The 12,305-nt window shown below is 75.6% G+C and carries 9 protein-coding genes; 5 read left to right on the top strand and 4 right to left on the bottom strand.

Annotation, left to right across the window (positions count from 1 at the left end):
- Positions 1–143: 143 nt before the first annotated feature.
- Both Athai_RS11915 and Athai_RS11910 read right to left on the bottom strand, forming a co-directional pair.
- Complete coding sequence (locus Athai_RS11915; protein ID WP_203961566.1) at positions 144–344, bottom strand: DUF3046 domain-containing protein; 201 nt, start codon at positions 342–344, stop codon at positions 144–146.
- Positions 345–596: 252 nt separating this feature from the next.
- The gene (locus tag Athai_RS11910; protein ID WP_203961565.1) at positions 597–1,943 is read right to left on the bottom strand and encodes an aminotransferase class I/II-fold pyridoxal phosphate-dependent enzyme; all 1,347 of its coding nucleotides are present in this window, start codon (positions 1,941–1,943) and stop codon (positions 597–599) included.
- Positions 1,944–2,044: 101 nt separating this feature from the next.
- Here Athai_RS11910 and Athai_RS11905 point away from each other — a divergent pair, with 101 nt between their 5' ends.
- The 3 genes from Athai_RS11905 to Athai_RS11895 all read left to right on the top strand — a co-directional run bounded on the left by Athai_RS11905 (position 2,045) and on the right by Athai_RS11895 (position 8,541).
- A complete protein-coding gene (locus tag Athai_RS11905) occupies positions 2,045–3,241 on the top strand; it encodes a bifunctional pyridoxamine 5'-phosphate oxidase family protein/GNAT family N-acetyltransferase (protein WP_203961564.1) in 1,197 nt (398 codons plus the stop codon).
- Between the two features lie 137 nt (positions 3,242–3,378).
- The gene (locus Athai_RS11900; protein WP_203961563.1) at positions 3,379–8,001 is read left to right on the top strand and encodes an ATP-dependent helicase; all 4,623 of its coding nucleotides are present in this window, start codon (positions 3,379–3,381) and stop codon (positions 7,999–8,001) included.
- Positions 8,002–8,172: 171 nt separating this feature from the next.
- Positions 8,173–8,541, top strand: coding sequence for a VOC family protein (locus Athai_RS11895; RefSeq protein WP_203961562.1), 369 nt, complete (start codon positions 8,173–8,175; stop codon positions 8,539–8,541).
- A 169-nt stretch (positions 8,542–8,710) separates the two neighbouring features.
- Here the strand turns inward: Athai_RS11895 and Athai_RS11890 are convergent, their stop codons facing one another.
- A complete protein-coding gene (locus Athai_RS11890) occupies positions 8,711–9,649 on the bottom strand; it encodes an LLM class F420-dependent oxidoreductase (RefSeq protein ID WP_203961561.1) in 939 nt (312 codons plus the stop codon).
- 270 nt (positions 9,650–9,919) lie between these two features.
- On the opposite strand from Athai_RS11890, the gene Athai_RS11885 reads away from it, so the two are divergent.
- On the top strand, positions 9,920–10,435 hold the full coding sequence (locus tag Athai_RS11885; protein WP_203961560.1) for a GNAT family N-acetyltransferase: 516 nt from the start codon (positions 9,920–9,922) through the stop codon (positions 10,433–10,435).
- Positions 10,436–10,445: 10 nt separating this feature from the next.
- Positions 10,446–11,258, top strand: a complete 813-nt coding sequence (locus tag Athai_RS11880) for an SAM hydrolase/SAM-dependent halogenase family protein (protein ID WP_203961559.1) — start codon at positions 10,446–10,448, stop codon at positions 11,256–11,258.
- Here Athai_RS11880 and Athai_RS11875 read toward each other — a convergent pair.
- Entirely contained in the window at positions 11,153–12,013 is an 861-nt protein-coding gene (locus Athai_RS11875; protein ID WP_203961558.1) for a rhomboid-like protein, read from the bottom strand. The two genes, Athai_RS11880 and Athai_RS11875, sit on opposite strands and share 106 nt — an antisense overlap.
- Between the last annotated feature and the right edge of the window lie 292 nt (positions 12,014–12,305).

Below are 12,305 nucleotides of genomic sequence, written 5' to 3'. Positions count from 1 at the left end.
GTTCGATCGCTTGGTCACGGCTGACACGCTAGGCGCCCGGTCTGACAGAAACGACCCGGCGCACCGCGTCTGTGGACAACGACTACCCCTGTGGACACTACCCGAACGCCTGTTCGAACGCCGGGCGACACGCGCGGGCCTGGTCAGCGCAGCGTGCCGGGCACCCGATCGGTGTACGCCTGGCAGATCGCGCGCCACACCACGACCGTTTCCTCGCCGCCGGCGAACGCCTGCTCGACGGTGCGCCCGCCGAGTTGTGGGAGCACCTGGTCGGCGGCCACGCTGCGGGCGTAGGCCGAGCCGAAAACGTGTTCCATTCGGCGCCAGAAGTCGGTTCGCCGCACCGTGTCCTCCGCAAACGGGTCGTGCCGGGTGTGCTCTCGACCGTATCCCGCCGGCCCTCGGGCTCCCACTCCGCGTTCGCCGTCGGCGTCCGCCGGGAGACGCCCGCCACTCCGTCACCACCCCGGCAGCCGTCTCCCGCGCGCTCGGTGGGGGCGACCTCGACGACTGCCTCCAGGGCGAGACGTGGCGCGCCCGCCCGCGCACCCAATGGCACCGCCCACCCGGGTGCGTCCCCGGCGGCGGCACCCGCGTCAGGCGCCGTAGCCGGCGGTACGGACGGCCACCGCGGCCGCGACCGAGTCGGCGAGCCGGGCCAGCTCCGCGACCTCGACGCCGCTGATCGTGATCCGCAGACCGGGCGCGCTGGCCAGCCGGAACGCGGCTCCGGGTGCGACCACCCAGCCGGCGTCCCGCAGCCGGGTCAGCGGGACCGTCTCGTCGGCCACCGGTACCCACACGTTGATGCCGCTGCGGCCGTGTGCGGTGACGCCGCGGTCGGCCAGCGCGGCGACCAGACCGTCGCGGCGGCGCCGGTACTCGGTGCGGGCCGCGGCGACCTGCGCGCCGGCCTGCGGGTCGCGCCACAGTTCGAGCACCAGCTGTTGCAGCACGGTGGACACCCAACCGGCGCCGACCCGCTGCCGGCCACGCACCCGCCCGACCGTACGGGCGTCACCGGCCAGCACCGCCAGGCGCAGGTCCGGCCCGTACGGCTTGGAGACCGAGCGCAGGAAGGCCCAGCTGTCGGTGCTCCCGGTCAGCGTGGCGAGCGCCGTCTCGGACAGTTCGGCCGCGTGGTCGTCCTCGATGACGAGCACCTCGGGCCGTTCGGCGAGCAGCGCCCGCAGCCGGCCGGCGCGGGCCGCGGTGAGGGTGGCGCCGGTGGGGTTCTGTGCCCGGTTGGTGACCAGCACCGCACGCGCCCCCAGGGCGAGCGCGCCGCGCAGGCCCGCCTCGGTGGGCCCGTCGTCGTCGACCGGCATCGGGACCGGATCCAGCCGCAACGCGGCGAGCAGGTCGAGCAGGTTGGCCCAGCCGGGGTCCTCCACGGCGACCCGGTCGCCGGGGGCGAGTTGGGCGGTCAGGGTGCGTTCGATGCCGTCGAGCGCGCCGCCGGTGACGGCCAGCGCGTCCGCGGGCACCCCGTCGGCGGTCAGCCGGGCGGCGGCGTGGTCGAGCAGGTCGGGCAGCGGCCCGGCGGTGTCGTACCCGTGGCCGGTGCGCCAGGCGGGCTGCTCGGCGAGGCGGGCCAGCGGGGCGGCGAGGGCGGGCAGCAGCCGCCGGTCCGGCCCGCCGCCGGACAGGTCGCGGGCACCGGCCGGCAGATCGAGCCGGTACGCCATCCGGCCGGGGCGGGGCGCGCCGACCGCGGGGCGGGCCCGGACCCGGGTGCCGGCCCGGCCGGCGGTCTCGATCACGGCGCGCTGTCGCAGCTCCCGGTACGCGGCGGCGACGGTGGCCGGGCTGACCCGCAGCTCGGCGGCCAGTGCGCGCACGGTGGGCAGCGCGTCGCCGGGGGCCAGCTCGCCGGCGGTGACGGAGCTCTCGATGCTCGCGGCGATGTCTGCCGAGGTACGCCCGTGATACTGTGCTGTCACAATCAATAGATTGTACTAGAACAAAATCGGAACCGCATCGAGGGGCGCGTCATGACCTACCCCGCCAACCCGGCCACCACCCCCGCCGGCATCCGGAGCGGATGCATCGCGACCACCGGACCATCCACGAGATCCTCGACGAGGCGCTGTACTGCCACCTCGGCTACGTGGTCGACGGGTTGCCGCGGGTGATACCGACCGTGCACGTGCGCATCGGGGAGACCGTCTACCTGCACGCCTCGACCGGGGCGAGCAGCTCGCTCGCGGCCCGCGACGGCGGGCTACCGGTGACGGTCGCCGCGACGATCCTGGACGGGCTGGTGTTCGCCCGCGCGCAGGCACATCACTCGGCACCGTCGAGATCGGTGATCGCGCACGGGCTGGCCCGCCCGGTGACCGACGAGCCGACCAAGCTCGCCGTGGCCGCCGCGCTGGTCGACAAGCTCGCCGCCGGCCGTTCCACGGACTCCCGGCCACCCAACCGCAGGGAGCTGGCCCAGGTCAGCATCCTGGCGCTGCCGTTGACCGAGGTCGCGGCCAAGATCCGGCCAGCCACCGTGGGCGACGACGAGGCGGACCTCGACCTGCCGTACTGGGCGGGGGTGCTGCCGCTGCGCACCGTCGCCGGGCCACCGCGGTCGGACAACGGCGTCGCCCTGCCGCCGTACCTGGTCGGCTGGCAGCGCGGCGCCGAGCCGCCCCGGTCGGCGTGGCTGACCGCCGAGCCGCTCACCGGCGAGCGGGTACGGCTGGAGCCGCTGTCGCTCGACCACGTCGACGACCTGTTCGAGGCCGGCCGGGATCCGCGGGTGTGGCGCTGGCTGTCCGGACCGCAGCCGGCCACCCGGGGCGAGATGGCGCACGAGATCACCGCCGCGCTGACCGCCGCGGCCGCCGGTGACCGGGTGCCGTGGGCGCAGATCGACCGCGGTACCGGCCGGGCGGTCGGCGTGACCAGCTACTACGAGGTGGTACCGGCGCATCGGCGGCTGGAGATCGGCTACACCTGGCTCGGCTCGGCGCACTGGCGTACCGGGCACAACACCGAGGCCAAGCTGCTGCTGCTGACCCGGGCCTTCGAGACACTCGGCGCGCGTCGGGTCTCCTGGCGCACCGACATCGGCAACGAACGGTCGCAGCGGGCCATCGAGCGGCTCGGCGCCACCCGCGAAGGGGTCTTCCGGGCGCACATGCAGCGGGTCGACGGAAGCCTGCGGGACACCGTCTACTACGCGATGACCGCGGACGAGTGGCCGGCGATCCGGGACCGCCTGCGCGCCCGGCTGCACGCCGGCTGAACCGGCCAGAACGCCGCGCGCGGCGCATTCGCCCCAACCTGGGCCGAGCCTCGCGAGCGGTCCGGGTCCAGCTGTGGCGTCGGTGCCGGACCGGCGGGGCGGCCGGGAGCGTCACACCCGCGCGGCAGGATGAAGGGATGGCAGACGAGGAGGCGCTGGCCGGCTTCGGCACGGCCACCCGGCAGTGGTTCGACGCCGCGTTCGCGGCGCCGACCGCCGCGCAGGCCGGCGCGTGGTCGTCGATCCGGTCCGGATCCAACACGCTGGTGGTCGCGCCGACCGGGTCCGGCAAGACGCTCGCCGCCTTCCTCTGGTCGCTGGACCGGCTGGCCGCCGCGCCCGCGCCGGAGCCGACCCGGCGCTGCCGGGTGCTCTACGTCAGCCCACTGAAAGCGCTCGCGGTCGACATCGAACGCAACCTGCGCGCCCCGCTCGCCGGCATCGGCCAGGCCGCGCAACGGCTCGGCCTGGCCCGGCCCGACATCACCGTCGGGATGCGCACCGGCGACACTCCGGCCGCCGAGCGGCGCAGCTTCGCGCGTACCCCGCCGGACATCCTGATCACCACGCCCGAGTCGCTGTTCCTGCTGCTCACCTCGGCGGCGCGGGAGGCACTGCGCGGCGTCGACACGGTGATCGTCGACGAGGTGCACGCGGTGTGCGCCACCAAGCGGGGCGCGCACCTGGCGCTGTCGCTGGAGCGGCTGGACGCGCTGCTGCCCGCCCCCGCCCAGCGCATCGGGCTGTCCGCCACGGTCCGGCCGATCGACGAGACCGCCCGGTTCCTGGCCGGCAGCCGGCCGGTCGAGGTGGTCGCGCCGGCGTCCGGCAAGACCGTCGAGCTGTCCGTGCAGGTACCGGTGGCCGACATGACGGCGCTCGACGAGGTGCCGGCCGACGACCCCGATCCGTACGATCCGGGGTCGCCACCACCGCGCCGCCCGTCGATCTGGCCGGCGGTGGAGAGCCGGGTGCTGGACCTGATCCTCGCGCACCGCTCCACCATCGTGTTCGCGAACTCCCGCCGGCTCGCCGAGCGGCTCTGCGCCCGGCTCAACGAGCTGCACGCCGAACGGCTCACCGGCGCCGAGCCGCCGGACGAGCTGGCGCCGGCCCCGGTCGGTACGGCAGGGTTCCCGGCCGAGGCGGTCGGCGAGTCCGGGGTGGCGGCCGGCGCCGCCGCGGTCATCGCGCGGGCCCACCACGGGTCGGTCTCCCGCGAGGAACGCAAGCTGATCGAGGAGCAGCTCAAGTCCGGGTCGCTGCCGGCCGTGGTGGCCACCTCCAGCCTGGAGCTGGGCATCGACATGGGCGCGGTCGACCTGGTGGTGCAGGTGGAGGCGCCGCCGAGCGTCGCGTCCGGCTTGCAGCGGGTCGGCCGGGCCGGCCACCAGGTCGGCGCGCCGAGCCGCGGCGTGGTCTTCCCGAAGCACCGTGGCGATCTCGCACCGTGCGCGGTGGTCGCGACCCGGATGCGCGGCGGCGAGATCGAGGAGCTGCACTACCCGCGCAACCCGCTGGACGTGCTGGCGCAGCAGATCGTGGCGATGGTGGCGCTGGACGACTGGTCGGTGCCGGACCTCGCCGGGCTGGTCCGCCGCGCGGCCCCGTTCGCCGAGCTGCCCGACTCGGCCCTGCACGCGGTGCTGGACATGCTGTCCGGGCGGTACCCGTCGACCGCGTTCGCCGAGCTGCGGCCCCGGCTGGTGTGGGACCGCAGTACCGAACGGCTCTCCGGCCGGCCCGGCGCGCAACGGCTGGCGGTGATCTCCGGTGGCACCATCCCCGACCGTGGCCTGTTCGGCGTCTACCTGGCCGGCGCCGAGAAGGCGGCCCGGGTCGGTGAGCTGGACGAGGAGATGGTGTACGAGTCGCGGGTCGGCGATGTCTTCCTGCTCGGCTCGACCAGCTGGCGGATCGAGGACATCACGCCGGACCGGGTGCTGGTCTCCCCGGCGCCGGGTGCGCCGGCCCGGATGCCGTTCTGGAAGGGCGACACGGTCGGCCGCCCCGCCGAGCTGGGCCGCGCGATCGGCGCACTGCAACGCGAGGTGGCCGGCGCCGACCCGGCCGCCGCGACCGAGGCGCTGCGCGCCGCCGGGATGGACGACTGGGCGGCCGGCAACCTGGTGCGCTACGTCGGCGAGCAACAGGAGACCGCCGGGCACGTGCCGGACGACCGGACGATCCTGGTGGAGCGGTTCCGCGACGAGCTGGGCGACTGGCGGCTGGTCGTGCACTCGGTGTTCGGCGAGCGGGTGAACGCGCCGTGGGCGCTCGCGATCGCCGCCCGGCTGCGCGAGCGGTACGGGCTGGAGGCGCAGGCGCAGCCGGCCGACGACGGCATCGTGGTGCGGCTGCCGGACACCGCGGACGAGCCGCCCGGCGCCGATCTCGTGGCGTTCGACGCCGACGAGCTGACCCAGATCGTCCGCGACGTGGTCGGTACCTCGGCGCTGTTCGCGTCCCGGTTCCGGGAGTGCGCGGCGCGGGCGCTGCTGCTGCCGCGCCGCGATCCGCGCCGCCGCCGGCCGCTGTGGCAGCAGCGGCAGCGGGCCGCGCAACTGCTCGACGTGGCCCGGGAGTACGACGACTTCCCGATCACGCTGGAGGCGGCCCGGGAGTGCCTGCGCGACGTGTTCGACCTGCCGGCGCTGGGCGAGCTGGCGACGGCGATCGCGGCCCGCTCGGTGCGGCTGGTCGAGGTCGAGACGCAACGGCCCTCGCCGTTCGCCCGGTCGCTGCTGTTCGGCTACGTCGGCGCCTTCCTGTACGAGGGCGACGCCCCGCTGGCGGAGCGGCGGGCGGCGGCCCTGGAGCTGGATCCGGTGCTGCTGGCGGAGTTGCTGGGCGCGGCCGAGCTGCGCGAGCTGCTCGATCCGGAGGTGGTCGCGGAGACCGAGCGCCGGCTGCAGTGGCGCACCCCGGACCGGCGCGCCCGCGATGTCGAGGACGCGGCGGAGATCCTTCGCCTGATCGGCGATCTGTCCACCGCGGAGGGCGCGGAACGCGGCATCGAGCCGGCGCACTTCGATGAGCTGATCGCCACCCGCCGGGCGATCGTGGTGCGCATCGCCGGGGTCGACCGGGTCGTCGCGATCGAGGACGCCGGCCGGGTCCGGGACGCGCTCGGGGTCGCGTTGCCGGTCGGCGTGCCGGAGGCGTTCACCGAGCCGGTCGCCGATCCGCTCGGCGACCTGGTCTCCCGGTACGCGCGAAGCCACGGGCCGTTCCACGCGGCGAGCTGCGCGGCCCGGTTCGGGCTGGGTGTCGCGGTGGTGGAGCAGGCGTTGCGCCGGCTGGCGGCGACCGGCCGGGTGGTGTCCGGCGAGTTCACTCCGGGCGGCTCCGGCGTCGAGTGGTGCGACGCGGAGGTGCTGCGGATCCTGCGGCGCCGGTCGCTCGCCGCGCTGCGCCGGGAGATCGAGCCGTCCCCGCCGCGGGCGCTCGCCGCGTTCCTGCCCCAGTGGCAGCAGGTCGGCAGCGGTGGGCGCGGCGTCGAGGCGGTCGCCGCCGCGATCGAGCAGCTGGGCGGGGTGGCGATCCCGGCGAGCGCGCTGGAGCGGCTGGTGCTGCCGGCCCGGGTGGCCGACTACACACCGGCCTATCTCGACCAGCTGTGCTCCTCCGGCGAGGTGGTGTGGGCCGGCGCCGGGTCGCTGCCGTCGTCGGACGGCTACCTGGTGCTCGCGTTCGCCGACACCGCCGAGCTGCTGCTGCCCCCGCCGGTGCCGGACCTCGCGGTCGGTGAACTGCACGCCGCGCTGCTGGACGCGCTCGACGGCGGGCAGGCGCTGTTCTTCCGTGACCTGGCCGACCGGGTCGGCGCCGCGCTCGGCGCACCGCCGGCCGACGAGGAGCTGACCGCGGCGCTGTGGGACCTGGTCTGGGCCGGCTACCTGTCCAACGACACGACGGCGCCGCTGCGCGCGCTGTTGAGCGGTGGCGGCGCGCACAAGTCCCGTCCCGCGCCGGTCCGCTCCCGGTACCGGCGGGGCGGCCGCTCCGGCATGGCGCTGCGGCGGGGTGGGCTGCCGTCCCGGGGTGGGCCGCCGAGCACCGCCGGCCGGTGGTACCGGCTGCCCGAGATCGACGCCGATCCCACTCGCCGCGGCGCGGCGCGGGCCGAGGCGCTGCTGGAGCGGCACGGGGTGCTGACCCGCGGCGCGGTCGCCGCCGAGCAGCTGCCGGGCGGTTTCGCCGCGGTGTACCCGGTGCTCGCCGCGCTGGAGGAGCGCGGCGCCGCCCGCCGCGGTTACTTCGTCGAGTCGCTGGGCGCGGCGCAGTTCGCGGTCCCCGGTGCGGTGGACCGGTTGCGCGCGCTCGCCGATCGCTCGTCCGATGTGGACGGTGCCGGCTGGGCCCGCCGGCCGGGGCCGCCGACGGCGCCGCTGGTGCTGGCCGCGACCGATCCCGCCAATCCGTACGGCGCTGCGCTGGGTTGGCCGACCCGGCCGGTCACCGAGTCCACCACCGGCCATCGGCCGGGACGCAAGGCGGGTGCCGTGGTGGTGCTCGTCGACGGGGACCTCGCGCTGTACGTGGAGCGCGGCGGCCGGACCATCCTGTCCTACGTGGACGCACCGGAGACGCTGCTGGTGGCGGCGCGGGCGCTGGCCGATGCGGTGCGCTCCGGCGCACTCGGTGCGCTCGCGGTGCAGCGCGCCGACGGTGAGCCGGTCACCGCCACGCCGCTGTCCGCCGCGCTGACCGAGGTCGGTTTCCGGCTCACCCCGCGCGGCCTGCGCCTGCGCGCCTGAACGCCTCCCGCGCGTAACCGGTGAATTGGTTATGCCGGTTGCGGCGCGGCAGCCACAACCGGCATACTGCGTTCACTGGTTACCGCTGGTACCGGCGTTCACTGGTTACCGCTGGTACCAGCCGAGTCCTCGTGACGCACCACGGCCCGACGCCCCAAGGAGGCACCTGCCATGACCGGCATCGCCCGGCTCACCACGATCGTCCTGGACTGCCCGGATCCGCGGTCGCTCGCCGCCTTCTACGCCGAGCTCACCGGCTGGCCGGTCACCGAGACCGACGAGCAGTGGGTCGATCTGGCCGACGACGGCGCCGGGGTGCGGCTCGCGTTCCAGCGGGTCGACGACTACCAGCCGCCGCGCTGGCCCGGCCAGGACCGGCCCCAGCAGTTCCACCTCGACCTCGACATCGAGCCGGGCGAGGTGCAGGCCGCGCAGGACAAGGTGCTCGGCCTCGGCGCGACGCTGGCCGAGACGCAGCCCGGCACCACGTTCCGGGTCTTCCTCGACCCGGCCGGGCACCCGTTCTGCCTCTGCTGGTGACACCGGGCCAGGCGGCACCGGGCCAGGCGACACCGGTCGGATGACGCCGGGTTCCACCGGCCGGGTGACGCGGGGTCTCACCCGGCCGGGTCTCGCCGGCCTCCTGGCTGGCCAGACCCGAACGGCGCCGAGTCTCGCCGTTTCGACGCCGTCACCGGCCGGGTGCCGGTTACAGCGACGCGACCTGCGGCAGGACCTCGCTGGCGACCAGATCCAGATGATCGAGGTCGGACAGGTCGAGCGTCTGCAGATACATCCGACCGGCACCGGCCCGCGCGAACGTGCCGATCTTGTCCACCAGTTCGGCCGGCGTGCCGGCGAGACCGTTCGCGCGCAGCTCGGACAGCTCCCGGCCGATCGCGGCGGCCCGATCGCGCAGCTGCGCCTCGGTCCGGCCGCAGCACAGCACCTGGGCTGCCGAGTACCGGACGGACTCCGGGTCGCGGCCGGCCTGCTCGCATGCCGCCCGTACCCCGGCGAACAACCGGGCGGTGTCGTCCACCCCGGCGAAGGGCACGTTGAACTCGTCGGCATAGCGCGCCGCGAGCCGCGGGGTGCGCTTGGCGCCGGAGCCGCCGATCAGGATCGGCGGGTGCGGCGACTGGGCCGGACGCACCAGCGGCGGCGCCTCGGTGAGCTGGTAGTACTCCCCGTCGTAGGAGAACGTGTCGCCCTCGCCGGTGGCCCACAGCCCGGTGATGATCGCGAGCTGCTCGGCGTACCGGTCGAAGCGCTCCCGCAGCGACCCGAACCCGATGCCGTACGCGGCGTGCTCCTGCTCGTACCAGCCGCTGCCCAGGCCCAGCTCGATCCGCCCGCCGGACATCTGGTCCACCTGCGCCACCGCGATCGCGAGCGGCCCGGGCAGCCGGAACGTGGCGGCCGACATCAGCGTGCCGAGCCGGATCGTGCTCGTCTCCCGGGCCAGCCCGGCCAGCGTGATCCAGGCGTCGGTGGGGCCCGGCTCACCGGACACGTCACCCATCTTCAGGAAGTGGTCCGATCTGAAGAACGCGTCGTAGCCGCACTCCTCGGCCCGCTGCGCCACCCGCAACAGATCGTCGTAGCTGGCACCCTGCTGGGGCTCGGTGAACACCCGAAGCTGCATGACCCACCCGTCCGTACGGCATCGCAGACCAGCACGACGCTACCGTGCGCACCCGCCCCGGTGGAGCGGCCCGTGTCCCGGCGACCCGTACACCAGCGACCCGACGGACCGCGCTCGGCCGGCCGGGCAGTCCCACCTCGACGGCGGCCCACCACGGGGAGCAACGGTCCGGGCCGGGGTACGGTCGGGCGCCGGGCCGCACCGGCGACCGGTCGAGGCCTCGACCAGCGGTCCGGGGCGCGCGCATCGCCGAGGCGGGAGGGTGGGGTCATGGCCCAGTGGCGGGTACGTGCGGCCACACCGGCCGACGCCGGCCGGATCGCGACCGCCGGGCTGGCCTGGAGCACACCCGGCGACTCCCTGGTCGTGGTGCACGACACCAGCTACGACACGACGGCGCTGCCGGCGCTGATCGCCGAGCGCGCCGACGGCACCGTGGTCGGGATGCTCAGCTACACCGCGCACCCGGACGCGCTGGAGGTGGTCAGCCTCGCGGCCGAGCCGCGCCGCGGCGGGATCGGCACCGCACTGCTGGCCGCCGCGTACCGGCGGGCCGGTGAGCTCGGGCTGTCCCGGGTGTGGCTGGTGACCACCAACGACAACCTGGACGCGCTGCGCTTCTACCAGCGGCGCGGGATGCGCATCACCGGCGTCGATCCCGGCGCGGTCGACCGGGCCCGCCGGCGCAAGCCGAGCATCCCGCTGCGCGGTGACCACGGCATCGGGCTGCACGACGAGATCCGGCTGGAAGGCCAGGTCAGCGCGGCGGTCGCCCCGGGTCGGTAGGCTGGCCATCGTGACCGACACGGGCGGATACCGGTGGCTGAGTCTCACCACCGACTACGGCACTGTCGACGGGTTCGTCGCGGCCTGCAAGGGCGTGGTGGCGACGATCGCTCCGGCCGTCTCGATACTGGACGTCACCCATCACGTACCGCCGGGCGATGTGCGCCGCGGCGCCGTCGTACTGGCCCAGACGCTGCCGTTCCTGCCGCCCGCGGTGCACGTCGGCGTGGTCGATCCCGGCGTCGGGACCGCCCGGCACGCGGTCGCGATCCGCGCCGGCGGCAGCATCCTGGTCGGCCCGGACAACGGCCTGCTGCCCTGGGCAGCGGCCGAACTCGGCGGCGCCGAACGGGCGGTCGTGCTGGACCGATCCGACTGGCACCTGACCGCGGTGCGCTCCACCTTCCACGGCCGGGACATCTTCGCGCCGGTCGCCGCGCACCTTGCCGCCGGCCGCCCGTTCGAGCAGGCCGGTACCCCGATCGACCCGGCAGAGCTGATCACGCTCACCGACCCGCTGCTGCGCGCCGGCCACGGGTACGTCGAGGTCGAGGTGCTGACCGTCGACCGGTTCGGCAACGTGCAGCTCGCCGCCGGCCCGGAGGTGCTGGCCGAGCTGGGCCAGAAGGTGGCGGTGGCCGTCGCGGCCGGTGCGGCCGCGTTCCAGGTGCGCACCGGCGACACGTTCGGATCGGTACCACCCGGGGTGCTGCTGCTCTACCTCGACTCGGCCGACCACGTGACGCTGGCGGTCAACGGCGGATCCGCGGTGGAGCGACTCGCGCTCGCGCCGGGCGACGTGCTTCGGCTGTCCCCGGCCTGACCCGCCACACGACGCCTCCCGGCCGGAGCCGCCGGGCGCGGACCGGGCCGGCCCGTCCTCGCTACCGCCGCACCGGCGCGGCGCACCGGCATCGCCCGGCGGGCGGCCCGGCGTCCGGCCACCGGCAGCCAGGCCAGCCGGCCCGGCCACACCGTGCCGACCAGGCCACGGCGGGCCAGCGCCGGCCAGAACGCGACGCCCACGAACAGGCAGAGCAGGTGACCCAGCGAGGTGAGGTCCGCGGTCACCGCGAGAGCGCCGGCCGCCCCGGCGGCGGCGAGCCCCAGCAGCGGCCAGCGCAGCGCCCGCGGCAGCAGGCCGAGTACCGCGCCGAGCCCGGTCAGCAGCAGGTAGCTCGCACCGACATCCAGGCGGCTCAACGCGGCCGGCGGCATCGCCCCGACGTGCACCGCGACGGCCACTCCGGCCTCGGTCGCCAAGCTGACCCCGACATGGCCGGTAGCCACCAGCGCCAGTGCACGCAGCCCACCGAGGCGGCGCTCCAGCGGGGCCAGCGTCACCGCGAACCCCACCGCGTACGGCAGCCAGACGCCGTCCGGCAGCCACACCGCGGAGCCGACGAGCGCCCGGACGGGATGGCTGGTGAGCTCCACCACGTTGGTACTGGAGGCGGCGAGCACCCGGGCCCCGTCGTCGGCGCTGAGCACCCGAAGCAGGACGGCGCCGGCAAGCAGCGCCAGCAGGTAGCAGAAGGTGACCGGGGTCTCGCGCGGTCCGGGGAGGGCGCGCCGCACGGACCGGCCGACGCGGATCCGGAGTGGGGGTCCTGCGGCACTGGCACCTCCCGGCGCGGTGCGCCTCGGCTGCGACGCACCGACCTGGCAGACGCGGGGCCCGGGGTGCGGCGGCCGGTGCCCGGCCACCGCACCGACTGTCGCCGAGCGGCGGCCCCGTCGCCAAGTCACGACCCGGACAACGCGGGATGCAGTGCGCGTGAGTCCGGCCACGCCGGCCGAGCCGTCCCCGGCCGCACCGGGCCCCGATCGTGGCCCACGCGCCGTCGGACCGGCCGCTGCGACGACGCCG

The organism is Actinocatenispora thailandica (assembly GCF_016865425.1).
Classification (GTDB): Bacteria; Actinomycetota; Actinomycetes; order Mycobacteriales; family Micromonosporaceae; genus Actinocatenispora; species Actinocatenispora thailandica.
Note: the sequence above shows the minus strand (reverse complement) of the source record. Positions and strands in the feature narration are given on the sequence as shown.